The organism is Streptomyces sp. Edi2, from assembly GCF_040253635.1.
Lineage (GTDB): Bacteria > Actinomycetota > Actinomycetes > Streptomycetales > Streptomycetaceae > Streptomyces.
The window spans coordinates 2,447,598-2,473,370 of sequence record NZ_JBEJGX010000003.1 but is presented as its reverse complement, the minus strand read 5'-3'; the positions used below and the strand labels follow the sequence as shown (position 1 = coordinate 2,473,370).

Genomic DNA, 25,773 nt, shown 5'->3' with positions numbered 1-25,773 from the left:
CCTGCGGGACGCGCGTCAGGTCTTCTTGCGGAACTTCGCCACCGCGAGCGGCATGGTGACGGCCGTGATGGCGACCGCCCAGCCGAGGGTGACCAGCGTCGGGTGCGCCACCGCCCCCTCGCCGTTGATCAGGGCGCGAGCCGCGTCGGCCAGGTTGGAGAGCGGGTTGACCTCGGTGAAGCTCTTCAGCCAGCCGGGCATCGTCGTCGTCGGCGCGAAGATCGACGAGCCGAACTGCAGCGGCATCAGCACCAGCATCGCCATGCCCTGGACGGCCTGCGGGGTCTTCACGGTGAGCCCCAGCAGGATGAAGATCCACATCAGGGCGGCGCCGAAGGCCGTGGACAGCACGATCGCCGCGAAGAACGCGGGCATGCTGCCCTTGATCTCCAGACCCAGCAGGAAGCCCATGCCGAGCAGGATCGCGGTGGCGACCAGCATCCGGCCGATCTCGACGACGATCTTGGCTATCAGGACCGAGGACCGGGCGATCGGCATCGTCCGGAAGCGGTCCATCACGCCCTTGCGGAAGTCCTCGTTGACACCCGTGCCCACCGCCATGGCGATGTTCATGCCCATCATCGCCATCATGCCGGGCACCAGGCGCTGGATGTATTCGTGCTGGTTCCCCTTGCCGGCGATCGCACCGCCGAAGACATAGGTGAACAGCAGGATGAAGATGATCGGCATCAGCAGGACGTCCATCATGGACTCCGGGTCCTGCTTGATCTGCAGGGCGTTGCGCCGCACCAGCGCCCCGATGTGCCGCAGATTGGCCCGCAGACCGATCCGGCCCTCGTCGCCGCCGGGCTTCACCCGTGGCGCCGTCATCGTTGCCGTACTCATGCCGACACCCCCGCGTACTGCTCGTCCATGGCGTCCTCGGACCCGGCCCCGGACCCCGCCTCGGAGGTCTTCTGACCGGTGATGGCCAGGAACACCTCGTCCAGGCTGGGCAGATGGGTGCTGATCCCGGCGAGCGCGATGCCCTCCCGGCCGAGCACATTGACCACCGCGGTCAGCTGCTCATCGCTGATGATCGGTACGTTGACCACACCCCCCTCGTGGTCGGCGGTGGCACCCGCGATGCCGTCCAGACCGGCCCGGGTGACGGCCTCCGTCATCCGGTCCAGCTCGCCGGGGTCCGACGGCCGGATCTGCAGCGTCCGCCCGCCGACCTTGGCCTTGAGCTCGTCCACCTGCCCCTCGGCGATCACCCGGCCGCGGTCGATGACCGTCAGCTCGTTGGCCAACTGCTCGGCCTCTTCCATGTATTGGGTGGTCAGCAGCACCGTGGCCCCGTCGCGCACCATCCGCTGGACCTCCTGCCACACCTCGTTACGGGTGCGGGGGTCCAGGCCGGTGGTCGGCTCGTCCAGGTACAGGACCGCCGGTTGGCCGATCATCGAGGCGGCCAGGTCGAGCCGGCGGCGCATACCGCCGGAGTACTTGGCCGCGGCCCGCTTGGCGGCCTCGGTCAGCGAGAACCGCTCCAGCATCTCGTCCGCACGGCGGCGGGCGTCCTTGCGGGACAGATCGAGCAGTCGCCCGATCATGTAGAGGTTCTCCCAGCCGGAGAGCTTTTCGTCGACCGAGGCGTACTGCCCGGTCAGGCCGATGGTGCGGCGCAGCGCGCGGGGCTGGCGCACCACATCGAAGCCCGCCACGAAGGCGCTGCCGGCGTCCGGCACAAGGAGGGTGGACAGGCACCGTACGAGCGTCGTCTTGCCGGCGCCATTGGGGCCGAGCACGCCGAGCACGGTGCCTTCCTTCACGTCCAGGTCCACCCCGTCGACGGCCTTGACCGCGCCGAAGTGCTTGACCAGACCGCGCACCTCCACGGCGTTGCCGCCCTTGGTGGTTATCGTCTGTCGCGTCATGCCGCCAATGTGTCAGGCGCTACCGACAGGGCGCCGACATGTCTCCGACAAACCGCTGCGCTTGGCTTGTTTCCCACGTTTTTGGCTTTCCCGTCGTGGGGGTTGCTCGCCGTTTTGCGCCCGCTGCGCGGTGCGCCCGCCGTTGCGCCTGGCGGCGGGCGGGGTCCGCTGCGCGGGGCTGTGGGTGCGGTGACGGACCTCCGGGGCCGGTGTGTGGGACTGCTTCGCTTTACGTCCCACACACCGGCCCCTCCGGCCCGTCCCCTCCCGTGGGTGGATGAACGTGGGTGGGGGTGCACGTAAGTGACTACGTGCACCCCCACCCACGTTCTTCCACCCACTCACGGGAGGGGCCGCGCCGCAGGACGAAGTCCGGAGGAGCGGCACCGCACCCGACAACCCACGCCCGCCGCAGGCGCAACTAAGAGAAACCCCCACGGCGGGAAAGCCGACCTGGGCGGTTCAGTGAAAGGTATGCGGCTCCGCCGGAAACTCGCCGCCGACGACGTCCTCGGCGAACTCCTTGGCCGCGCTTCCGAGCAGCTCCCGCAGGGCAACGTACTGCTTGACGAACTTCGGGACCCGGCCGGCCGTCATGCCGGCCATGTCGGTCCACACCAGGACCTGGGCGTCGCAGTCCGGGCCCGCGCCGATGCCGACGGTCGGGATGTAGAGCGAACGGGTGACCTCGGCCGCCAGCTCGGCGGGTACCGCCTCCAGGACGACGGAGAACGCACCGGCGTCCTGCACCGCCTTGGCGTCCCGCAGCAGCTGCTGGGCCGCCTCCTCGCCGCGGCCCTGGACGGGGTAGCCGCCGTAGGCGTGGACCGACTGCGGGGTCAGGCCGACATGTGCCATCACCGGGATGCCGGACGAGACCAGCAGCTCCACCTGGTCGGCGGAGCGCTCGCCGCCCTCCAGCTTGACGGCGCCCACTCCCGCTTCCTTCACCAGCCGGGTGGCGTTGCGCAGCGCCTGCACCGGGCCTTCCTGGTACGAGCCGAACGGCAGATCGCCGACGACGAGTGCGCGTTTCGTGCCCCGGACGACCGCCGCGGACAGCAGGGTGATCTCGTCCATGGTGACCGGCACGGTGGATTCGTAACCGAGGTGGCAGTTGCCCATCGAGTCACCGACGAGCAGAACGGGGATGCCGGCCTCGTCGAAGACGGAGGCGGTCATGGCGTCGTAGGCGGTGAGCATCGGCCACTTCTCGCCGCGCTCCTTGGCGGCGGCGATGTCCCGGACGGTGATCCGGCGCGACCCCGAGCCCCCGTACAGAGACTTGGCAACCGGCTTCTGGGCAGGCGAAGGCTGCGTCATGGTGACGGCTCCTGTTCGTCATCTCGAGGCACCCTGACGGTGTCCCCGGACTCGTCTCCATGCTGGCACGGCCCGCGCACAAAGGAAAAGGGGAACGGGCGTGACCGCTCTCGCTTCGGCCGGAAGCCGACGGTTGCTCCGCCCGGAAGCCCTTCGCGCCGAAGTCCTTCGCGCTTCGCCCGGCGACCGCTCCCGCTTCCGCCGGACGACGGCTCCCGCTTCGCCCGGAAGAAGGGACCCTCCGCGCGGCTTCCCGATACGGAACGGCCCCGTATCGGAACAACCCTAGGGTGCCGGCATGGCCTCCTCCTCCAGCACCCCGGGCGCACCGCCGGCCCCACAGATCCCGGACCCCGTTCACCGCCGCCGCTGGGCGATCCTGTCCACCCTCATGCTCAGCCTGCTGATCGTGGTGCTGGACAACTCGATCCTCAATGTCGCCATGAAGACGATCGCCACCCCGGCTCCGCTCGGCCTCGGCGCCACCCAGAGCGAGCTGGAGTGGGCGATCAACTCCTACACGCTGGTCTTCGCCGGTCTGCTGTTCACCGCGGGCCTGCTCGGCGACCGGCTGGGCCGTAAGAAGACGCTGCTCTTCGGCCTGGCCGTCTTCGGTGCCGGGTCGGTGCTCGCCGGGGTGTCCGGATCGCCGGCGGAGCTGATCACCTTCCGCGCGCTGATGGGGCTGGGCGGCGCCTTCGTGATGCCGTCCACCCTCGCCATCCTGATGAACGTCTTCGAGCGGGACGAGCAGCCCCGGGCGATCGGCATCTGGGCCGGCGGGGTGGGTCTGGCCATCGCGGTCGGCCCGATCGCCGGCGGGCTTTTGCTCACCCACTTCTGGTGGGGCTCGGTCTTCATGATCAACGCCCCGGTCGTGGTGGTCTCGCTGGTCGCGATGGTGATCCTGGTGCCCGACTCCAAGGACCCCGGCCCGGGCCGGCTGGACCCGTTCGGGGTGCTGCTGTCCGTCGTCGGGCTCGTCCTGCTGGTCTACGGCATCATCAAGGGCGGCCAGCTCGCAGACTTCACCGACCCGCAGGTGGCCGGCACGATCGGCGGCGGCCTGGCGGTGCTGATCGTCTTCGTGCTGCACCAGAAGTACAGCGACCACCCGTCCATCGACATCAGCTACTTCCGCAGCCCCGCCTTCTCGGCGGCCATCGCCGCCATCGCGCTGGTCTTCTTCGCGCTGATGGGTGTCGCGTTCTTCACCGTCTTCTACATCCAGAGCGTGCGCGGCTACACCCCGCTGCAGGCCGGGATGCTGTTCCTCCCGCTGGCCGCCGCCCAGACGATCTTCGCGCCACGGGCCCGGCTCGCCGTCGACCAGTACGGCGCCCGCGCGGTGTGCACCTTCAGCATGTTCGTGGTGGCCACCACCATGTCGGGCATGCTGCTGCTGGACACCGACACCCCGATCTGGGTCCTGGAGGCGCTGTTCTTCCTGCAGGGCGCCGGGATGGCGCACATCATGCCGCCGGCCACCGTCGCGGTCATGCAGGCGCTGCCCCGGGAGAAGGCCGGCTCCGGCTCGGCGCTCAACAACGTCTTCCGGCAGGTCGGCGGCACCCTCGGCGTCGCCGTCCTCGGCTCGCTGCTGTCGACGAGCTACCGCGACCGTATGCAGGACACCCTCGACCGGCTGCCGGGAGTGCCGGCCGCCGCCCGGCACGCGGCCGGGGAATCGATCGAGGCGACCCACGGGCTCGCGGACCGGATGGGACCGGCGGGCCGGTCGTTGACCGCCGTGGCCGACGATGCCTTCATTCACGCCATGCACATCACCGCGCTCGGCTCGGCCGCCGTCGCGATGCTGGGGCTCGTGGTGGCCGCGGCCTTCCTGCCGGGCAAAATGACACCGGCGCCGCAGCCGGCGGAGCCGCAGGAAGAGCGGAAGGCGGGCGTGGAGCGATGAGCCGGGCGGCGGACTCCGGGACGGCGGCCGGGCAGCGGCCGGGCCCGGCGGTCCCCGGGCGCCGCGGCCGGCCGCGCAGCGCCGCGGCCGACTCGGCCATCATCGAGGCCGTGCTGCGCCTGATCGAGGACGGGGCCTCCATAGGTGAGCTGTCCATGGAGCGCATCGCCCGCGAGGCAGGCGTCGGCAAGGCCACGGTCTACCGCCGCTGGCCGGGCAAGAGCGCGCTGATGCTCGATGTCATGCGGTCCCTGGACGTCCCGGGCCCGCTCCTGGACGGCACCTCGGTACGCGATGACCTGGTCTCGCTGCTGGAATTCCTGCGCCGCCGCGGCCTGGCCAAGCGCAGCTCCGCGCTGCTGCGCACCCTCGTCAGCCATATCCGGGCACAGCCCGAGCTGTGGGCGGAGTACCACGACACCGTCGTACGGGCCCGCCGCGAGGCGCTGCTCGGGGTGCTCCGGCGCGGGGTGGCGAACGGTGAGATCCGCACCGACCAGGACCTGGAGACCGTCGCCGATCTCTTCGTCGGGCCGATGCTGGCCCGCGCCCTCCTCCACGAGTGGAAGGAACTGCCCGAGAGCCTTCCGGCGGACATTGTCGACATGGTCCTGGAGGGCGTACGGCCGGCGGCACCGGATGCGGCGCCAGCGGATGTGACGGCAGTGGTTACGGCGACACCGGATGCGACGGCAACGGATACTGCGGCATCGGCTTCGGCGGCAGGCTGCACAGGATGAACTCCTCGGTACGGCAGCGGCCTTGGGAGCAGGGAAACCCGTCCCGGAACTCCGTGCGCGGACGACCCCGTATGACCGGCGCATGCCCGTTCTGTCACAGCCGCTGTCATGAACCCCGGTACCGGAACCCCGACCCGCCACCTTGCCGTCCTCACTTCTAAGAAAGCGCATTACGGACCATCGCCTAGGGTCGGAGACCACAGGTGAGGCGCGGCGAAGCAACGCAGTGAGGACAGCTACATGGCGCAGGCATACATGACGGAGCCGGGACAGGGGCACAACCCCGGGCAGGCCGGTTCCCGGGCCGAACGCCTGCGGAACTGGTGGCGTCCCGAGGGCATGTGGCGGCGCGGCATCGTGCTCGCGGTGCTCGCGGTCCTGCTCGGTCTGCTGATGATGCTGCACTCCCAGATCCCCAACACCGTGGGGAACCTGGGCAGTCTGCTGGAGACCTTCCTGCCGTGGCTGGGACTGGGTATCCCGCTGCTGCTCGTCCTCGCGGTGCTGCGCCGCTCGGCGACCGTGCTGGTGGCGCTGGTGCTGCCGGTCTTCGCCTGGGTCAGCCTCTTCGGCGGGCAGATCACCGACAAGGCGGGCAACGGCGGCAATCTCACGGTTGCCACCCATAACGTCAACGCCGACAACCCCGATCCGGCGTCCACCGCCAGGGACATCGTGGCCTCCGACGCCGATGTGGTGGCCCTGGAGGAGCTGACCGGCGACGCCCTGCCCGCCTACCGGCAGGGGCTGGCGAAGGCGTATCCGTACCACGTGGTCGAGGGCACCGTCGGGCTGTGGAGCAAGCGCCCGCTGTCCGAGACGAAGCCGGTGGACATCAAGATGGGCTGGACCCGCGCGCTGCGGGCCACCGTCACCGCCGCCGACGGCCAGAAGTTCGCCGTCTATGTCGCGCATCTGCCGTCGGTACGGGTCAAGGTCGCGGCGGGCTTCACCGCCAACCAGCGCGACGGCAGCGCCGCGGCGCTCGGCGAGGCGATCACCGCCGACCCGGAGAAGAAGGTCATGCTGCTCGGCGATCTCAACGGCACCATGAACGACCGCTCGCTGGCCCCGGTCACCTCCCAGATGCGCTCCGCCCAGGGCGCGGCGGGCGACGGCTTCGGCTTCAGCTGGCCGGCCGCGTTCCCGATGGCCAGGATCGACCAGATCATGATGAAGGGGATGGACCCGGTCAAGGCCTGGGTGATGCCCGAGACCGGCAGCGACCACCTTCCGGTCGCCGCCACGGTGAAGATCTGACCAGGTCCGACGCCCTGCCGACGGTGCTCTGACGCGAGATCGTCACGCCCCGTTCCTCCGCCGGAATACTGCGCCTGAGAGACTTTGTTCCGTAAGAGAACTTAAGTACTTACGGGTCCGTGCGCTGCGTGCCCGCCCGCACGCAAACCCTGAAAGGTCTTTCATGCCCTTGGCTCTGCTCGCGCTTGCGATCTCGGCCTTCGGTATCGGCACCACGGAATTCGTGATGATGGGCCTGCTGCCCGACGTCGCGGACGATCTGGGCACCTCCGTGCCCACCGCCGGCTACCTCGTCTCGGCCTATGCCCTCGGCGTCGTCATCGGCGCCCCGCTCCTGACCGCCCTCGGCGCCCGTATCCCGCGCAAGCGGATGCTGGTCTGCCTGATGGCGGTCTTCACCGTCGGCAACCTCGCCTCCGCCCTGGCCCCCACCTTCGGGCTGCTGATCGCCGGCCGGCTGCTGGCCGGGCTCCCGCACGGTGCGTTCTTCGGCGTCGGCGCGGTGGTCGCCGCCCGGCTGGTGCGCGAGGGCCGCCAGGCCCGTGCCGTCGCCACGATGTTCCTCGGCCTGACCGTCGCCAACATCATCGGTGTCCCCGCCGCGACCCTGCTGGGCCAGCAGCTCGGCTGGCGCGCCACCTTCCTCGTCGTGGCCGTCATCGGGCTGGCCGCCATGGCCTCCCTGGCCCGGCTGATCCCCCCGCTGCCGGCCGAGGAGCGCACCGGCCCGGTCAGCGAACTGCGGGCGCTGGGCAACCGCCAGGTGCTGCTCGGCCTGCTCACCACCGTCTTCGGCTTCGCCGGGATCTTCGCCGTCTACAGCTACCTCGCGTCGATGATGACCGAGGTCACGGGCTTCGCCGCGGGCTCGGTGCCGCTGGTCCTCGCCCTCTTCGGCATCGGGATGACCCTCGGCGCGCTCGCCGCAGGACCGCTCACCGACCGGGCCCTGCGCCCGACGCTCTACGGTTCGCTGGCCGCGCTGGCTCTCGTCCTGACGGCCTTCCACTTCACCGCCCAGGTGAAGTGGGCGGCGCTGGTGACGGTCGTCCTCATCGGCGCGGTCGGCTTCCTGACCACCACGCCCCTGCAGATGCTGGTCATGAACAAGGCCCAGCAGGCCCCGACGCTGGCCGCCGCCTCCAACCAGTCCGCCTTCAACCTCGCCAACGCCGGGGGCGCCTGGCTCGGCGGCCTGGCCCTGGCGGGAGGATGGGGCTGGACCTCCCCGACCCTGGTCGGCGCGGTGCTGGCCGCCCTGGGCCTGGCCGTCGCCGTCGTGGCCGGCCTCCTGGACCGCGGTGCCCACGACTCCTCCCGGATCGTGGCCCGCAGCGGTGAGACGCGCGGTGACGAGACGCGTAGTGACCAGACCCGCAGCGGTGGGACCCGCAGCGGTCAGACGGAGGCCGGGTCGGCCGCGGGTGCGCAGGTCGCGGCCGAGGGCCACCTCGGCTGACCGACGCCCACAGCCGGCCCCGACGCCCACGGCCGGCCCCGACGCCCACGGCCGGCCCCGACGCCCACGGCCGGCCCCGTCGGCCGGGCATCCCCGTCGGCCGGGCAGGCCCACCGGCAGGGATGCTCACAGGCCGGGCAGGCCCGGAAGGAACCGACGCCCCGTCAGCTCCCTTCCCGCCACTGGTTGGTGATCGGCAGGCGCCGGTCCTTGCCGAAGCCCTTCGCGGAGATCTTGGGGCCGGGCGGGTACTGGCGGCGCTTGTACTCGGCGTGGTCGACCATCCGCAGGACCCGCGTCACCAGGGCCTCGTCGAAGCCCTGGGCGACGATCTCCTCCCGGCCGCGGTCGCGGTCGACGTAGAGCTCCAGGATGCGGTCCAGGATGTCGTAGTCGGGCAGCGAGTCGGTGTCGACCTGGCCGGGGCGCAGCTCGGCGCTCGGGGGCTTGGTGAGGGTGTTCTCCGGGATCGGCGGGATCCGGCCGCGGTCGGCGGCGGCCTGGTTGCGCCAGCGGGCCAGCTGGTAGACGACCGACTTGTAGACGTCCTTGATCGGGCCGTAACCGCCCACCGAGTCGCCGTAGAGGGTCGAATAGCCGCAGGCCAGCTCGGACTTGTTGCCCGGGGCCAGGACCAGGTGACCCTCCTGGTTGGAGAGGGCCATCAAGGTGGTGCCCCGCAGCCGCGACTGCAGATTCTCCTCGGCCAGGCCGGTCAGCGGCAGCGCCGCCATGTAGGCGTCGAACATCGGGCCGATCGGCACCGTACGGAAGGCCAGGCCCGTACGGCGGGCGAGTTCGGCGGCGTCGGTGAGGGAGTGCTCCGAGGAGTAGCGGGAGGGCATCGCCACGGCGTGCACATGCTCCGCCCCCAGGGCGTCGCAGGCGAGCGTGGCGACCAGCGCCGAGTCGATCCCGCCGGAGAGGCCGAGCACCACACTGCCGAAGCCGTTCTTGGCGGCATAGGCGCGCAGGCCGACGACCAGCGCGGTGTAGATCTCCTCCAGGTCCGTGAGGCGTTCGGCCTCGCCGCCGGGCGTCTCGGGGGGGTAGGGCGGCAGCGGGTCGGGCGACAGGACGCGGTGGTCGACGCGCAGCCCGTCGTTCAGCACGCCCGACGGGGGGACCGGCGCCGCGGCGGGCAGGTCCAGGTCGACCAGCACACAGCCTTCCGCGAACTGCGGCGCCCGCGCGATCACGGTGCCGTCCTTGTCGACGACGATCGAGTCGCCGTCGAAGACCAGCTCGTCCTGGCCGCCGATCATCGCCAGGTAGGCGGTGGTGCAGCCGGCCTCCTGCGCCCGCTTGCGGACCAGCTCCAGCCGGGTGTCGTCCTTGTCCCGCTCGTAGGGCGAGGCGTTGACCGACACCAGGAGCCCGGCGCCCGCGCTGCGCGTGGCCGGCACCCGTCCGCCGTCCTGCCACAGGTCCTCGCAGATGGCGAGCGCGACATCCACGCCGTGTACGCGTACGACCGGCAGGGTGTCGCCGGGAACGAAGTAGCGGAACTCGTCGAAGACGCCGTAGTTGGGAAGGTGGTGCTTGGCGAAGGTCAGCGCGACCTTGCCGCGGTACAGCACGGCGGCGGCGTTCTGCGGGGCGCCCGCGGGCCGGCCGTAGCGCGGCTTGGCCTGCGCACCGCGGTCGAGATAGCCGACGATCACCGGGAGGTCGCCCATGCCCTGCGACGCCAGCCGGCCGGCCAGCGTCCGCAGCGCGTCGCGGCTCGCCTCGACGAACGAGGGACGCAGCGCCAGGTCCTCGACGGGATAGCCGGTCAGCGCCATCTCGGGGAAGGCGACGAGGTGCGCGCCCTGGTCGGCGGCGTGCCGGGTCCAGCGCAGGACCGCCTCGGCGTTCCGGTCGAGCGCGCCGACACAGCTGTCGATCTGGTTGAGGGCGAGACGAAGTTGAGGCACGCCGCCAGTCTAATCGTCTTTCTGACGCAATGGGGGGTGAGGAAGGTCGGAGACGTGTCGGGGGTCCTTCGGGGGCGGTGCGACGGGCGGCCCGGGAGAGGCCCGCGGGGCCCGTCCGCCGCACTCCCGGGCCGCTGCTCCTATCCCTCCTACCTCTTCTCCTTCTTCTGCTTCTTCTTCTACTTCCGGTACTTCTTGCGGTAGCCGATGATCGTCATCATCCCGGACTCCGAGTGGTAGATGTTGTGGCAGTGCACCATCCACAGCCCGGGGTTGTCGGCGTGGAAATCGACGTCCACCCTGCGGCCGGGCAGCAGGATCGTGGTGTCCTTGCGGGGCCCGCCGTTGGGCAGCGTGAAGGTGTGGCCGTGCAGGTGCATCGGGTGCCACATCCTGGTGTGGTTGCGGAAGATGATCCGGACCCGCTCACCGGCCTCGACGGGATACCGCTGAGAGGGCGTGTAGGGGCTCCCGTTGATCGCCCAGTCGTACTTCTCCATGGTGCCGGTGAGGGTCATTTCGATGGTGCGGTCGGGGCGGCGCGACGCGGACCGTACCGACGCGGCGGCCATGAGCCGGTCCGCCGTGATGATCCTGCCGTACAGGCTCTTGGGCCGGGCGGACGGGCCGGGAGCCTCGCCGCCCCCGGTGCGCAGCAGGCCCAGCGCGGAGCGCCCCTTGCCCTCGGCGAGCACGGTGAGCGGGAAGACGCCGTCCCCGGCCGTGACCAGGACGTCATAGCGTTCGGCCATCCCGATGAGCAGCGCATCGGTCTCGGCGTGCTCGACGGGGAGGCCGTCGGTGTGCGTCACGGTCATCCTGTGGTCGCCGAGTGCGACGCGGTAGGCGGTCTCGCTGGCCGCGTTGATGAAGCGGATCCGGATGCGGTCGCCGGGCCTGGCGCGGAAGGTCCGCGGGTCATGGACGGAGCGGCCGTTGACGAGGTGGTAGGGGTGGTCCACATCCCCCGCGTCATGGCCGAGCAGCCTGCTCCGGGCGCCCTTGAGGATCCGCGACGGGCCGTCGGAGGGGACGACCGCTCCGCCCATGGCGTGGGCGCCACGCTTGCCGTCCCGTGGGTGGCCCATCTCCGTCTCGCCATGGCTCATGGGCCCGCGGTCCACGCCCCCGTGCAACTGCTTGAGCACGTCTTCGGGTGTGCTGCCGTCGACCCCGTCGACCCAGTCGTCCAGCAGGACGATCCACTCCTTGTCATAGGAGAGCGGTTCCCTGGGGTCGTCGACGATCAGTGGCGCGTACAGCCCGCGGTCCAACTGGAGACCGGAGTGCGGATGCACCCAGTGGGTGCCGGGGGTGGTGACCGCGAAGTGGTAGTCGAACGTGCCGCCGGGCCTGACGGACCGCTGCGTCACCCCCGGTACGCCGTCCATGTCGTTGCGCACCGTCAGCCCGTGCCAGTGCAGCGTCGTGGACTGCGGAAGGTCGTTGGTGAGGGTCAGCGCGATCCGGTCGCCCGCTGTGACGCGCATGATCTTGCCGGGCAGCGCATCGCCGTAGGCCCAGGTCTCGACGGTGCGGCCGCCCAGGTCGAACCGGCCGACCCCGGCGGTCAGCGCGAAGTGGCGCACGGGGCCCTTGCCCCGCCCGCGCTCGGCCTCGGCGACCTCAGGGCCGTCGGGGGTCACATAGCCGGACGGGGGGCGGCCGTCCGGACCGGTGGAAGGGGCCGTGCCGTTCATGCCGTCCATACCGGAGTGCGGGCCGAAGCCGGTCCGGCCGGTGGCGCAGGCGGACAGCAGACCGCTGCCGGCGGCGGCGAGACCTGCGCCGAGCAGGGCGCGGCGGGAGTGCGTACGCATGGGAGGAACACCTCGAGACGATGTCGGTGGTGATCTGGGCGGGGTCACTGCCGCGGGCTCCGGTGGGCGTCGGCTGCGGGGCGCGCTCCTGCACGCGCGGCACCGACGGTCAGGCGGGGAGTGTGGGGCGCGGCGGCCCGGATATCGCCCACCGGCCGCGCGGCAGACCGGTGCGCGCGGCCGGGCGTCGGCCGGTCTCCCGGCACCCGCGGTGTCCGCCGTGCCCGCCGTGCCCGCCGTTTCCGCCGTTTCCGGTCACCGGGTGTCCGGGCGTCTGCAGGGTGGCGAGGCCGTCGAACCGTGCGGTGAACAGCAGCAGACGGCCGCACCACGCGGCGGTCTTGCCCTGTTCCTGCATCGCGGACCTCTCGACGGACGGCGAACCGGCGGACGCGGGAGGAGGTCCGCTTGACGCAATCTACCCCCGAGGGGTATGGGTCTCGTGGTGGCCCGCCGAACGGAGTGCCGTTGCGCCGTTTGGAGGGTGACCGGAGCCCTCCCCTCCCGATCGCCCGCGACGCCGGGAGCCGCTACCGCCGCTCGGCCTTCCCCACACCCAGTTGCTCCACACCCAGTTGCTCCACGCCCGGATGCTCCCTGCCCCGATGCTCCCCGCCCGGATTCCCCACACTCGGAACTCTCCACCCGCCCACTCTTGGCACTCCACGCCACTCGCGCACCCCGGAGAGCCCGGATGGCAGCCGGGGAAGACCCGGCGGGCCGCGGCGGCGCCGGCTGCCGAGCGGGGGAGGGCTGCGCTCGGAGGGGTGTGGTGGGCCCCCGCTCCAGCGGGCCGGACGATAGTCCCGACAGTTCCGACGGCCCGACGATCCGCTGATCCCGGCCGTTCATCATCCGGGATCAGTGCAGGAAGGGCGGAGGAAGGATGGAGGAAGGACGGAGGAAGGGCGTAGAAAGGACAGGGAACGGACCCTTCAACACCGGGTCAACGGCCGCTCAGGCTCGTTTCAAGACTCCGCCAAGCCCCCCGTTTGCCCCCGTCCGCTGCGCTGAGCCCGCTCGCCGCGGGAAGGATGCCAGGTGAGGGTTACGGGACGGCGGTTCTGATTCAGGCCAAGGGTGCGTAATGTGACGGTAACCCCCTCACGTGATACTGGTGTGCCACGTCGCGTGATCCGGCGCGTGTGGACAGGCCGATTGACCTGCAAGGATTGGTGACCCATGGACAAGCAGCAGGAGTTTGTGCTCCGAACGCTCGAGGAGCGCGACATCCGCTTCGTACGGCTGTGGTTCACCGATGTCCTCGGTTTCCTCAAGTCCGTGGCGGTGGCTCCCGCGGAGCTGGAGCAGGCCTTCGACGAGGGCATCGGCTTCGACGGCTCGGCCATCGAGGGGTTCGCCCGGGTGTACGAGTCCGACATGATCGCCAAGCCGGACCCCGGAACCTTCCAGATCCTGCCCTGGCGCGCCGAGGCCCCCGGCACCGCCCGGATGTTCTGCGACATCCTGATGCCGGACGGCTCCCCCTCCTACGCCGACCCGCGCTACGTCCTCAAGCGCATCCTGGCCAAGACCTCCGACCTCGGGTTCACCTTCTACACCCACCCGGAGATCGAGTTCTTCCTGCTCAAGGACAAGCCCGTGGACGGCCGGCGGCCGACCCCCGGCGACTCCTCGGGCTACTTCGACCACACGCCGCAGAACGTCGGCATGGACTTCCGCCGGCAGGCGATCACGATGCTGGAGTCGATGGGCATCTCGGTGGAGTTCAGCCACCACGAGGGCGCCCCCGGCCAGCAGGAGATCGACCTGCGCTACGCCGACGCCCTCTCGACCGCCGACAACATCATGACGTTCCGGCTGGTCATGAAGCAGGTGGCCCTGGAGCAGGGCGTGCAGGCCACCTTCATGCCCAAGCCGTTCTCCGAATACCCGGGCTCGGGCATGCACACCCACCTCTCCCTCTTCGAGGGCGACCGCAACGCCTTCCACGAGTCGGGTTCGGAGTACCAACTCTCCAAGGTGGGGCGTTCCTTCATCGCCGGACTGCTGCGGCACGCGGGGGAGATCTCCGCCGTCACCAACCAGTGGGTCAACTCCTACAAGCGCATCTGGGGCGGCGCCAACCGCACCGCGGGCGCCGGCGGCGAGGCCCCCTCGTACATCTGCTGGGGCCACAACAACCGCTCCGCACTGATCCGCGTCCCGATGTACAAGCCCGGCAAGATGGGCTCCACACGGGTCGAGGTCCGCTCCATCGACTCCGGCGCCAACCCGTACCTGACCTACGCGGTGCTGCTCGCGGCCGGTCTCAAGGGCATCGAGGAGGGCTACGAGCTGCCGGCCGGCGCCGATGACGACGTCTGGGCGCTGTCCGACTCCGAGCGCCGGGCGATGGGCATCGAGCCGCTGCCGCAGAACCTCGGCGAGGCCATCGAGCTGATGGAGCGCAGCGAGCTGGTCGCCGAGACCCTTGGCGAGCACGTCTTCGACTTCTTCCTGCGCAACAAGAAGCAGGAGTGGGAGGAGTACAGGTCGGAGGTCACCGCCTTCGAGCTGCGCAAGATGCTGCCCGTGCTCTGAGCCACCGCGCCACCGAGAGGCTGCACCCATGGCACTTCCCGCTCCGCAGGGCCGGCGGAGCAGCACTTACACCCGGCTGCTGAGGCACGGTTTCACCGACCCCTCGGCGGCCGGGGAGCTGCTGGACGCCCCCGAACTCGCTTCCGTACGCGATGACTCGGTGCTGCTCGAAGCGCTGGGTGCCACCGCCGACCCGGACCTGGCACTGCACAGCCTGGTCCGGCTGGTGGAGGCGCAGGAAGGCGACGAGCAGCAGACGCTGCTGAGCACCATCGTCGCGGCGAAACCGCTGCGCGACCGGCTGCTGGGGGTGCTGGGCGCCTCCGAGGCGCTTGCCGACCATCTCGTCCGGCACCCGAGCGACTGGCAGTCGCTGGTCACCTACGAGTCGGTCGACCTGCACCCCACCACCCCCGAGTTCGAGCTGTCGCTCGCCGAGGGGATCTGGGGCGGCCCGAACGCCGAACGGCCGCGCGCCGACGCGCTGCGCACCGCCTATCGCCGCTCCCTGCTGGGCATCGCCGCCCGCGATGTGTGCGGCACGACCGATGTCGCCGAGGCCGCGGCCGAGCTGGCGGACCTGGCCACCGCCACGGTCCGGGCCGCCCTGGAGATCTCCTACGAAGAAGCCCCCGGCGACGCCGCGGTGTGCCGGCTGGCCGTCATCGGCATGGGCAAATGCGGCGGCCGGGAGCTGAACTACGTCTCGGACGTCGATGTCATCTTCGTCGCCGAGGCCAAGGAGGGCGTGGACGAGGCCCAGGCGCTGCAGGCCGCGACCCGGCTCGCCGCCCGCATGATGCGCCTGTGCTCGGACAACACCGCCGAGGGCACGATCTGGCCCGTGGACGCCAACCTGCGCCCCGAGGGCCGCAACGGGCCGCTGGTGCGCAGCCTCTCCAGCCACCTCGCCTACTACCAGCGCTGGGCCAAGACCTGGGAGTTCCAGGCGCTGCTCAAGGCCCGCCCGATGGCCGGGGACCTGCAGCTGGGCCAGGAGTACGTGGACGCGCTGGCGCCGATGGTGTGGGAGGTCGCCGAGCGGGAGAACTTCGTCGCCGATGTGCGCCAGATGCGCCGCCGGGTCGTCGAGAACATCCCCGCTGCCCAGGTCGAGCGGGAGCTCAAACTCGGCCCCGGCGGCCTGCGCGATGTCGAATTCGCCGTCCAGCTCCTGCAGTTGGTGCACGGCCGCAGCGATGCCACGCTGCGCAGCGCCACCACCCTCGACGCCCTCGCCGCACTGGCCGCGGGTGGCTATGTCGGACGCCAGGACGCCGCGGCCCTGGACGCCGCCTACCGCTTCCTGCGCACGCTGGAGCACCGCATCCAGCTCTTCCGGATGCGCCGCACCCACCTGATGCCCGAGGACGAGACCGAACAGCGGCGCCTGGCTCGCTCGTTGGGCCTGCGCACCGAACCGGTCGACACCCTCCGCAAGGAGTGGAAGTGGCACGCCAGGGAGGTGCGCCGGCTGCACGAAAAGCTCTTCTACCGTCCGCTGCTCGATGCCGTCGCCACCCTGGAGCCCGGCGAGACCCGGCTCTCCGCCCGGGCCGCAGGACACCGCCTCGAAGCCCTCGGCTACGCCGACCCGGTGGCCGCGCTGCGGCATCTGGAGGCGCTGGCCTCCGGCGTGACCCGCAAGGCCGCCATCCAGCGGACGCTGCTGCCGGTGCTGCTGGCCTGGTTCGCGGACTCCGCCGACCCGGACGCCGGACTGCTCAACTTCCGCAAGGTCTCCGACGCACTCGGCAAGACGCCCTGGTACCTGCGGCTGCTGCGCGACGAGGGCGCGGCCGCCGAAAACCTCGCCCGGGTGCTGTCCGCCGGCCGCCTCGCCCCCGATCTGCTGCTGCGCGCCCCCGAGGCGGTCGCGCTGCTCGGTGCCGCCGACGGGCTGCAGCCGCGCAGCCGGGCCGCGCTGGAGCAGGAGGTGCTGGCCGCCGTCGGCCGCGCGGACGGCGCGGAGGCGGCGGCCGCGGTGGCCCGCGGAGTGCGCCGCAGAGAGCTGTTCCGCACCGCGGCGGCCGATGTCATCGGCGCGTACGGCACGGAGTTCAGCCCGGCGGACAACAATCACGGCCACTCCGTCGACTCCGTCGGCTCCGCGGTCTCCGACCTCAACGCCGCCACCCTCGCCGGCGCCCTGCGCGCCGCGGTCCGCCAGCAGTGGGGCGACACCCTGCCCACCCGCTTCACGGTGATCGGCATGGGCCGCTTCGGCGGCCGCGAGCTGAGCTACGGCTCGGACGCCGATGTCCTCTTCGTCCACGAGCCGCGCGAGGGCGCCGACGAGCAGGAGGCCGCCAAGGCCGCCCACGCCGTCGCCAACGAGATGCGCCGGCTGCTCGAAATCCCCTCCTCCGACCCGCCGTTGCCCATCGACGCGGACCTGCGCCCGGAGGGCAGGTCGGGCCCGCTCGTCCGGACCCTCGCCTCGTACGCGGCCTACTACCGGCGCTGGTCGCTGGTCTGGGAGTCGCAGGCCCTGCTGCGCGCCGAACCGGTCGCGGGCGACGCCGAGCTGGGGGAGCGGTTCATCGAGCTGATCGACCCGCTGCGCTATCCGGCCGAGGGCCTGGGCGACGACGCGGTCCGCGAGATCCGCAAGCTCAAGGCCCGGATGGAGGCCGAGCGGCTGCCCCGCGGCGCCGACCCCACCACCCACGCCAAGCTCGGCCGCGGCGGCCTCAGCGACGTCGAATGGACGGTGCAGCTGCTGCAGATGCAGCACGGCTGGGAGATCCCCGGCCTGCGCACCACCCGCACCCGCGAGGCACTGGCCGCCGCCCACGCCGCCGGCCTGATCGGCACCGAGGACGCCCAGACCCTCGACGAGGCCTGGGTCCTGGCGGCCCGGGTACGCAACGCCGTCATGATCGTCCGCGGCCGCCCCGGAGACACCTTCCCCGTCGACGGCCGCGAACTGGCGGCCGTGGGCCGCTACCTCGGCTACGAGGAGGGCCACATCGGCGAGATGATCGACGACTACCGCCGGGTTACGCGGCGGGCGCGGGGCGTGGTGGAGGAGATCTTTTACGGGGCGTAGTCGCCTCTCCGGCTTGCGCCGGGGGTCTCCCACGTTTTCGGCTTTCCCGTCGTGGGGGTTTCTCTTGTTTCGCCTGCGGCGGGCCCGTTCGCTGCGCTTTGCCTCGCCCCTGTTTTTGGCTTTCCCGCCGTTGCGCCTGCGGCGGGCCGGGTCCGCTGCGCGGGGCTGTGGGTGCGGTGACGGGCCTGCGGGGCCGGTGTGTGGGACTGCTTCGCTTTACGTCCCACACCCCTGCCCCTCCGGCCCGTCCCCTCCCGTGGGGGAGATGGTGAAGGTGGGTGGGGGCGGGCGTCGATCACAGACATTTCCCCGTGCCGCAGCCCATTCCCCGCGCCATGGCCATTTGCCTGTGCCCACGGGCATTCCCCTACGTCCACGACGAGCACCGGACCAGTCACAGCCACCCCCACCGGCCTTCTTCCCACCCACCCAACGGGAGGGGACGGGCCGGAGCGGGTGGGGTGCCGGACGTAAAGCGAAGCAGTCCGGCACCCCACCCGCGGAGGCCCGTCACCGCACCCCGACAGCCCCGCGCAGCGGACCCGCCCGCCGCAGGCGCAACGAAGGGAAAGCCGACAACGTGGGCAGGGGCAAAGCGCAGCGGACCCGCCCGCCGCAGGCGCAACGAAGGGAAAGCCGACAACGTGGGCAGGGGCAAAGCGCAGCGGACCCGCCCGCCGCAGGCGCAACGGCGAGAAGTCCCCACGGCGGGACGGCCGAACACGTGGGCCTGCAACAAAGCGCAGCGGACCCGCAGCGGACCGGCCCGTCGCAGGCGCCTGCAGGGGAGGGGGCTAGGCCCGCGCCAGCCGGTGGGGTGCTGCCCCGAACCACACGCCTGCCACCGTGAAGCCAACGGCAAGGCACAGCACGCCCCCCATCGCGTCCAGCCAGAAGTGGTTGGCCGTGGAGACGATGACCAGGAGGGTCGTGGCGGGGTAGAGCAGGCCGAGGGTCTTGGCCCACCGCGAGCGGGCGAGGAGTGCGATGGTGATGCCGCACCACAGGGACCAGCCGATGTGCATCGACGGCATCGCGGCGTACTGGTTGGACATCGAGGCGAGGTTGCCGGACGCCATCGAGCCCCAGGTCCCGTGGTGGACGAGGGTGTCGATGAAACCGCCGTCCGGCATCAGCCGGGGTGGCGCCAACGGGTAGAAGTAGTAGCCGATCAGGGCGATGCCGGTGGTGGCGAACAGCGCCAGCCGGGCGGCGGCATAGCGGCCCGGGTGCCAGCGGTAGAGCCAGACCAGCACCCCGATCGTCACGATGAAGTGCAGTGTCGCGTAGTAGTAGTTCATCGTGACGATCAGCCATGTCACGGAGTTCACGGCGTGATTGACGGTGTGTTCGACGGCGATGCCGAGGGAGTGTTCCGCCTGCCAGATCCAGTCGGCGTTCCTCAGGGCCTTGGCCTTCTGCTCGGGCACCGCGTTGCGGATCACCGAGTAGGTCCAGTAACTGACCGCGATCAGCAGGATCTCGAACCAGAGCCGGGGGGTGCGAGGAGCACGCAGACGGGCCATCCGCCTCTCGGCCACCGGGTGGTCCGCGCGTTCCCCCTGGGGTGGCGGGATGGTCGGCAGGCCGTCCAACGTCCTCGTATTCGCTTCACCCATAGGCAGACAGTCTGCCAGAAAGGGGCGTACCGGCGATCATCCTTCGGTCGGGTATTCGAAGCCGCATATCGGTCTCAAGAGGGACGCCGGACCCCGTACTTCTGGGGGAAGCGGCCCTCAGGGAGTCCGCAGCGGCTTCGGGATCCTGGCCGGTTTCGGGGCCGAGGCGGTCGAGCCGCGCACCACCAGCTCGGGGAGGAAGACGAACTCGCTGTGTGGGGCCGGGGTGCCGCCGATCTCCTCCAGCAGCGCGCGCACGGCCGCCTGCCCCATGGCCGTGACCGGCTGCCGGATCGTGGTCAGCGGCGGATCGGTGAAGGCGATGAGCGGGGAGTCGTCGAAGCCGACCACGGAGATCTCGCGCGGGACGTCGAGGCCGCGCTGCCGGGCCGCGCGGATCGCGCCGAGCGCCATCATGTCGCTGGCGCAGACGAGGGCCGTGGCGCCCCGCTCGATCAGCGCGCCCGCCGCGGCCTGGCCGCCCTCCAGTGTGTAGAGGGAGTGCTGGATGAACGGCTCCGCTTCGGCCGGGCCGGTCTGCAACCGCTCCTGCATGGCGCGCACAAAGCCCTCGATCTTGCGCTGCACGGGCACGAAGCGCTTGGGGCCGAGCGCCAGCCCGATCCGCCGGTGGCCGAGCGCGCCGAGGTGGGTGACCGCAAGATCCACCGCGGCCCGGTCGTCGGGGGAGACGAAGGGCGCCTGCACCTTGTCGGAGAAGCCGTTGATGAGGACGAACGGCACGCCCTGGCCGCGCAGCTGCTCGTAGCGCTGCATATCGGCGGAGGTGTCGGCGTGCAGCCCGGAGACGAAGATGATGCCGGCCACCCCGCGGTCGACCAGCATCTCGGTCAGCTCGTCCTCCGTGGAGCCGCCCGGCGTCTGCGTCGCCAGGACCGGCGTATAGCCCTGGCGGGTCAGGGCCTGCCCGATGACCTGCGCGAAGGCCGGGAAGATCGGGTTCTCCAGCTCCGGGGTGATCAGCCCGACCAGCCCGGCGCTGCGCTGCCGCAGCCGCACCGGACGCTCGTAGCCCAGCACGTCGAGGGCGGCGAGCACGGACTGGCGGGTGGTGGCGGAGACACCGGGCTTACCGTTGAGAACCCGGCTGACGGTGGCCTCGCTGACACCCGCCTGTGCTGCGATATCGGAGAGCCGGGCGGTCATGGGTGGGACTGTACCGGTCTGCTGTCAGATTGCCCACCAGGTGCAGCTGTCCCCCGGGAGCCGTACGGCTGCGCCGTCGACGGTCACCGGGGCGCTGGCGAGCAGCGGTGTTCCGGGCGTCGGGAGTTCGGTGTCGTGCCCCAGGGTGTTGACGGTGCACAGCACGCCGGGGCGGGTGAAGGCGAGCACCCCGTCGGGGGCCGGCGCCCAGGTCATCGGGCCGTCGCCCAGTCCCGGCAGCCGGCGCCGCAGGCCGAGGGCGGCGCGGTAGAGCTCCAGGGTGGAGGCGGGGTCGCCGGTCTGGGCCGCGACGGTGAGGCCGCCCCAGTCGGCGGGCTGCGGCAGCCAGCTGCCGCCGGGCCCGAAGCCGTACGGCGGCGCCTCGCCGGACCAGGGCAGCGGCACCCGGCAGCCGTCGCGGAAGCCGTCCTGGCCGCTGGTGGAGGCGACGCCGTCCGGGGCGGATTCGGTGTCGGTGCCGGGGCCTGCCGCGCCGGTCGCCCGGCCGCCGCGGAAGAACGCCGGGTCCTGGCGGACGTCGTCGGGCAGGTCGGTGACCTCGGGCAGGCCCAGTTCCTCGCCTTGGTAGAGGTAGGCGGAGCCGGGCAGTGCCAGCATCAGGAGGGTGGCGGCGCGGGCGCGGGCGAGGCTGCCGCCGAGGCGGGTGGTGTGGCGTACGACGTCGTGGTTGGACAGCACCCAGGTGGTGGGGGCGCCGACCGAGGCGGTGGCGGCGAGCGAGGCGTCGATCACCGAGCGCAGCGCGTCGGCCTGCCAAGCGGCGTTCAGGAACTGGAAGTTGAAGGCTTGGTGGAGTTCGTCGGGGCGTACGTACAGGGCGAGGCGTTCCGGGGTGGGGGCCCAGGCCTCGGCGACGCCGATGACCTGCTTGCCGCGGGCGTCGCCGTAGCCGTCCAGCAGCCGGCGCCAGGCGCGGTGGATGGCGTGCACGCCGTCCTGGTCGAAGAACGGCAGGACCTGGCTGCCGATGAGCTGGGCCTGGGCGCCGTGGCCGATGTCCGGCAGGCCCGGGGCCTTGATCATGCCGTGCGCGACATCGACCCGGAAGCCGTCCACCCCGAGGTCGAGCCAGAAGCGCATGATGGCCTCGAATTCGGCGTGCACCTCCGGGTTCTCCCAGTTCAGATCGGGCTGCTCGGGGGCGAAGAGGTGCAGGTACCAGTCGCCCCGGCCGGTGCGGGTCCAGGCCGGGCCGCCGAAGACCGACTCCCAGTCGTTGGGCGGGAGTTCGCCGCCCTCGCCCTTGCCGGGGCGGAAGAGGTAGCGCTGCCGGGCCAGCTCCGGGTCCCGGAACCACGGGTGCCGGTCGGAGGTGTGGTTGGGGACGATGTCGACGATCACCCGCAGGCCCAGGTCGTGGGCGGCGCGGATCAGGCCGTCGGCGTCCTGGAGGGTGCCGAAGAGCGGGTCGACGGCGCGGTAGTCGGCGACGTCGTAGCCGCCGTCGGCCTGCGGTGAGGCGTAGAAGGGGGTGAGCCAGACGGCGTCCACTCCCAGGTCCCTGAGGTAGGGCAGCCGCTCGCGGACCCCGCGCAGATCGCCGATGCCGTCGCCGTCGCTGTCGGCGAAGGAGCGGACGTACACCTGGTAGATGACGGCGTCGCGCCACCATCCAGGACCTCGGCCCGGTCCGGGGGCCTGGGGGGCGGGGCTGGGGGAAGTGAGCTCCTGGGTCATCTGCCGTCCCTGTCGAGGTCAAGAGGCGTCGGTGTGCCTTCAAGGAATCAACGCTCGGGCGGGCGCGGGGTGACGGTGCCGGGGACGCCGGGAGGGTCCCCTTCCAGCCAACTCGTTGCACTTCGTTCCCGCAGTCTTGCAGAAATTTGCCGCAAGGTCTTTCGGTTTGTTTTCCGCGCTGTTACGTTCCTGACCGCCATCTGAGGCATTTCCCTAAGGAGTTCACATGCGGCGTGGCATACGGGGCGCAACGGCCACCGCGCTGGTAGCGGGCCTGGCACTGGCGGCGACGGCGTGCGGCGGAGGTGACGGCGGCAGTGACGGCAGCAGCGGGGGCGAACTGTCCGGAACCGTTACCTTCTGGGACACCTCCAACGACGCCGAGAAGGCGACGTACCGCAAGCTTGCCGAAGGTTTCCAGAAAGAGCACCCGAAGGTCCACGTCAAGTATGTGAACGTGCCGTTCGGCGACGCCAACGCCAAGTTCAAGAACGCGGCCGGCGGCAACTCCGGCGCCCCCGACGTGATGCGCACCGAGGTCGCCTGGACCGCCGACTTCGCCAACCTCGGCTACCTCGCGCCCCTCGACGGCACCCCCGCCCTCGACAAGACCGACGACTACCTCCCGCAGGCCGTCGGCTCGACGAAGTTCAAGGGCAAGACCTACGCCGCGCCCCAGGTCATCGACACCCTGGGCCTCTTCTACAACAAGAAGCTCCTCAAGGACGCCGGCGTCGAGGTGCCCAAGTCCTTCGCCGAACTGGCCACCGCCGCCAAGAAGATCAAGGCGAAGACCGGCGCCACCGCCCTCTACCTGCGTGGTGACGACCCTTACTGGTTCCTGCCCTACCTCTACGGCGAGGGCGGCGACATGGTCAACGCCCGCGACAAGGTCGTGGAGATCGACGACGGCGCCGGCGTCAAGGCCTTCAAGACCATCAAGAGCCTGGTCGACTCCAAGGCCGCCGTCACCGATGCCACCGACGGCCAGGAGAACCAGCTCAAGGCCCTCAAGGACGGCACCGTCGCGATGGCGGTCGACGGCCCCTGGGACATCGAGGGCGCCCGCGCCGGCAAGGCGTTCAAGGACAAGAAGAACCTCGGCGTCGCCCCCGTCCCCGGCGGCAGCACCGCCCAGGGCTCCCCGCAGGGCGGCTGGAACCTCTCCGTCTACGCCGGCAGCAAGAACCTCCAGGCTTCCTACGCCTTCGTCAAGTACATGAGCTCGGCCACGGTCCAGCAGCAGACCAACGAGAAGCTGAGCCTGCTGCCCACCCGTAAGTCCGTGTATGAGGTGCCGGCCGTCAAGAACAACGAGATGGTCCAGTTCTTCAAGCCCGCCGTCGACGGTGCCGTCCAGCGCCCCTGGATCGCCGAGGGCAACTCGCTCTTCGAGCCGGTCAAGGTCCAGATGAACAAGGTGCTCACCGGCGCCTCCTCGCCCGAGCAGGCCGCCAAGGCGGCCGGCGACGCCTACCGGAAGCTGCTCAAGGACTACAAGTGACCTTCGCTGTACGGGTGCGCCGGGCGCTGGGCACCCACTGGTACGCATGGACGATGGTCGCCCCGGTGGTACTCGTCATCGGGGTGATCATCGGCTATCCGCTGGTGCGCGGCGTCTTCCTCTCGCTCACCGACGCCAACGAGGCCAACGTCGAGCGGAACATCGGCGTCAACCACCTCCCCGCCACCTACAAGTTCACCGGCCTGGACAACTACAAGGCGGTGCTGAGCGACGGCGTCTTCTGGGACCGCCTCGGCTGGACCGTCGTATGGACCGTCGGCTGTGTCTCGCTGACCTTCCTGATCGGCCTCGCCCTGGCCAACATGCTCAACCGCACGCTGCGCGGCCGCACCTTCTACCGCCTCGCGCTGATCCTGCCGTGGGCCATCCCCGCCTTCATCTCGGTCTTCACCTGGCGGATGCTCTACAACGAGAAGAACGGCATCCTCAACAAGCTGCTGGCCGGCGGCGGCATCGACGCGGTCCCGTGGCTCAACGACCCGACCTGGGCCAAGCTCTCGGTCATCGCCGTCAACGTCTGGCTGGGCGTGCCCTTCATGCTGGTCGCGCTGCTCGGCGGACTGCAGTCCATCCCCGGCGAGCTGTACGAGGCCGCCGAGATGGACGGCGCGGGCGCCTGGCAGCGGTTCCGCAACATCACCGTCCCCGGCCTGCGCGCCGTCAGCAGCACGGTGATCCTGCTCTCCACCATCTGGACCTTCAACATGTTCCCGGTGATCTTCCTGCTGACCCGGGGCGGCCCCGGCGACGCCACCGAGATCCTGGTGACCTACGCCTACCGGCTCTCCTTCCTCGACAGCCCCCGCAACTTCTCCGAGTCCGCGGCCTGGGGCGTCCTGATCCTGGTCCTGCTCTCGGCCGTCGCGGTGGTCTACCGCCGGGCGCTGCGCAAGCAGGGAGAGGTGTGGTGACCATGACCCCCACGAGCACGACCCGTACGCGTACGACACGTACGGGCACGACACGTACGGGCACGACGTCCACCGGCACGGCGCGTACGACTCCGGCGCGCACGGCCCGCAGGCGCAACGAACGGTCCCGCCCGGCGTCCGTCGGCCTGCACGCGGCCCTCGCCGTCGCCGCGGTCGTCGCCGTCTTCCCGCCGCTCTGGCTGCTGGTGACCTCCTTCAAACCCACCAACGACGCCTTCTCCACCAGCGTCGTCACCCACTTCACCCTCGCCAACTACACCCATGTCCTGGCCGGCACCGAGTTCCTGACCTGGTTCACGAACTCCGTGATCATCGTCGGGCTGACCACCGTCCTGGGTGTCTTCATCGCCGCCACCACCGGCTACGCCGTCAGCCGCTTCCGCTTCCCCGGGATGCGCCCGCTGATGTGGCTGCTGCTGATCACGCAGATGTTCCCGGTCGCGGTGCTGATCGTGCCGCTGTACAACCTGCTGGCGAGCCTGGGCCTGCTCAACCAGCCGGCCGGCCTGGTCATCACCTACCTGACCATCGCCGTCCCCTTCTGCGCCTGGATGATGAAGGGCTACTTCGACACCATCCCGGTGGAGATCGACGAGTCCGGACGGGTCGACGGCCTCAACCCCTTCGGCACCTTCTGGCGCCTGGTCCTGCCGCTCGCCCGACCGGGCCTGGCCGTCACCGGCTTCTACACCTTCGTCACCGCCTGGGCCGAGGTCGCCTACGCCTCCGCCTTCATGACCGGCGAGGAGAACCTGACGCTCGCCGGCGGCCTGCAGACCTTCGTCAACCAGTACACCAACGACTGGGGCTCGATGACCGCCGCCGCCGTGATCATCGCCGTGCCGGCCGCGCTCGTCTTCGCCTTCGCCCAGCGCCACCTCGTCGCCGGACTGACCGCCGGCACCACCAAGGGTTGA

Annotated in this window: 18 protein-coding genes; 9 read left to right on the top strand and 9 right to left on the bottom strand. The window is 70.8% G+C overall.

Annotated features, from left to right (window positions below; genetic code table 11):
- Positions 1-15 precede the first annotated feature (15 nt).
- From ABR737_RS14265 to panB, 3 genes are all read right to left on the bottom strand, one after another.
- Positions 16-846 (bottom strand): ABC transporter permease, encoded by an 831-nt coding sequence (locus tag ABR737_RS14265; protein ID WP_350250554.1) that lies wholly within the window; start codon positions 844-846, stop codon positions 16-18.
- Complete coding sequence (locus ABR737_RS14260) at positions 843-1,880, bottom strand: ATP-binding cassette domain-containing protein (RefSeq protein ID WP_350250553.1); 1,038 nt, start codon at positions 1,878-1,880, stop codon at positions 843-845. Before ABR737_RS14260 ends, ABR737_RS14265 begins: the two co-directional genes overlap by 4 nt.
- 462 nt (positions 1,881-2,342) lie before the next feature.
- Complete coding sequence (gene panB / locus ABR737_RS14255) at positions 2,343-3,203, bottom strand: 3-methyl-2-oxobutanoate hydroxymethyltransferase (protein WP_350250552.1); 861 nt, start codon at positions 3,201-3,203, stop codon at positions 2,343-2,345.
- Positions 3,204-3,501: 298 nt separating this feature from the next.
- On the opposite strand from panB, the gene ABR737_RS14250 reads away from it, so the two are divergent.
- The 4 genes from ABR737_RS14250 to ABR737_RS14235 all read left to right on the top strand — a co-directional run bounded on the left by ABR737_RS14250 (position 3,502) and on the right by ABR737_RS14235 (position 8,580).
- Positions 3,502-5,121 carry an MFS transporter gene (locus tag ABR737_RS14250; protein ID WP_350250551.1) on the top strand — a complete coding sequence of 540 codons (1,620 nt, stop codon included), beginning with the start codon at positions 3,502-3,504 and terminating at the stop codon, positions 5,119-5,121.
- Positions 5,118-5,861: a TetR/AcrR family transcriptional regulator gene (locus tag ABR737_RS14245; RefSeq protein WP_350250550.1), complete on the top strand. Its 744-nt coding sequence runs from the start codon at positions 5,118-5,120 to the stop codon at positions 5,859-5,861. Before ABR737_RS14250 ends, ABR737_RS14245 begins: the two co-directional genes overlap by 4 nt.
- Before the next feature lie 255 nt (positions 5,862-6,116).
- Positions 6,117-7,121 (top strand): endonuclease/exonuclease/phosphatase family protein, encoded by a 1,005-nt coding sequence (locus ABR737_RS14240; RefSeq protein WP_502964483.1) that lies wholly within the window; start codon positions 6,117-6,119, stop codon positions 7,119-7,121.
- Positions 7,122-7,284: 163 nt separating this feature from the next.
- On the top strand, positions 7,285-8,580 hold the full coding sequence (locus ABR737_RS14235) for an MFS transporter (RefSeq protein ID WP_350250548.1): 1,296 nt from the start codon (positions 7,285-7,287) through the stop codon (positions 8,578-8,580).
- Between the two features lie 164 nt (positions 8,581-8,744).
- Here ABR737_RS14235 and ABR737_RS14230 read toward each other — a convergent pair whose 3' ends face one another.
- The 3 genes from ABR737_RS14230 to ABR737_RS14220 form a co-directional block, all read right to left on the bottom strand.
- Complete coding sequence (locus ABR737_RS14230) at positions 8,745-10,499, bottom strand: NAD+ synthase (RefSeq protein ID WP_350250547.1); 1,755 nt, start codon at positions 10,497-10,499, stop codon at positions 8,745-8,747.
- Positions 10,500-10,678: 179 nt separating this feature from the next.
- Positions 10,679-12,319 (bottom strand): multicopper oxidase family protein, encoded by a 1,641-nt coding sequence (locus tag ABR737_RS14225; RefSeq protein WP_350250546.1) that lies wholly within the window; start codon positions 12,317-12,319, stop codon positions 10,679-10,681.
- A 109-nt stretch (positions 12,320-12,428) separates the two neighbouring features.
- A complete protein-coding gene (locus ABR737_RS14220; RefSeq protein ID WP_350250545.1) occupies positions 12,429-12,677 on the bottom strand; it encodes a hypothetical protein in 249 nt (82 codons plus the stop codon).
- 824 nt (positions 12,678-13,501) lie between these two features.
- Here ABR737_RS14220 and glnA2 point away from each other — a divergent pair.
- Together glnA2 and ABR737_RS14210 are read left to right on the top strand one after the other, a co-directional pair.
- Positions 13,502-14,863, top strand: a complete 1,362-nt coding sequence (gene glnA2 / locus ABR737_RS14215; protein ID WP_189102998.1) for a gamma-glutamylpolyamine synthetase GlnA2 — start codon at positions 13,502-13,504, stop codon at positions 14,861-14,863.
- 28 nt (positions 14,864-14,891) lie between these two features.
- Complete coding sequence (locus ABR737_RS14210) at positions 14,892-17,915, top strand: bifunctional [glutamine synthetase] adenylyltransferase/[glutamine synthetase]-adenylyl-L-tyrosine phosphorylase (protein ID WP_350250544.1); 3,024 nt, start codon at positions 14,892-14,894, stop codon at positions 17,913-17,915.
- A gap of 794 nt (positions 17,916-18,709) precedes the next feature.
- Here the strand turns inward: ABR737_RS14210 and ABR737_RS14205 are convergent.
- The 3 genes from ABR737_RS14205 to ABR737_RS14195 form a co-directional block, all read right to left on the bottom strand.
- Complete coding sequence (locus tag ABR737_RS14205) at positions 18,710-19,534, bottom strand: phosphatase PAP2 family protein (protein ID WP_350250543.1); 825 nt, start codon at positions 19,532-19,534, stop codon at positions 18,710-18,712.
- A gap of 117 nt (positions 19,535-19,651) precedes the next feature.
- Positions 19,652-20,701: a LacI family DNA-binding transcriptional regulator gene (locus tag ABR737_RS14200; RefSeq protein WP_350250542.1), complete on the bottom strand. Its 1,050-nt coding sequence runs from the start codon at positions 20,699-20,701 to the stop codon at positions 19,652-19,654.
- Between the two features lie 24 nt (positions 20,702-20,725).
- Entirely contained in the window at positions 20,726-22,399 is a 1,674-nt protein-coding gene (locus ABR737_RS14195; RefSeq protein WP_350250541.1) for a glycoside hydrolase family 13 protein, read from the bottom strand.
- A gap of 226 nt (positions 22,400-22,625) precedes the next feature.
- Here ABR737_RS14195 and ABR737_RS14190 point away from each other — a divergent pair, with 226 nt between their 5' ends.
- The 3 genes from ABR737_RS14190 to ABR737_RS14180 are packed head-to-tail and all read left to right on the top strand — an operon-like array spanning position 22,626 to position 25,773.
- A complete protein-coding gene (locus ABR737_RS14190; protein ID WP_350250540.1) occupies positions 22,626-23,903 on the top strand; it encodes an extracellular solute-binding protein in 1,278 nt (425 codons plus the stop codon).
- 53 nt (positions 23,904-23,956) lie between these two features.
- Positions 23,957-24,835: a carbohydrate ABC transporter permease gene (locus ABR737_RS14185; protein ID WP_502964482.1), complete on the top strand. Its 879-nt coding sequence runs from the start codon at positions 23,957-23,959 to the stop codon at positions 24,833-24,835.
- A gap of 2 nt (positions 24,836-24,837) precedes the next feature.
- Positions 24,838-25,773 carry a sugar ABC transporter permease gene (locus ABR737_RS14180; protein ID WP_350250538.1) on the top strand — a complete coding sequence of 312 codons (936 nt, stop codon included), beginning with the start codon at positions 24,838-24,840 and terminating at the stop codon, positions 25,771-25,773.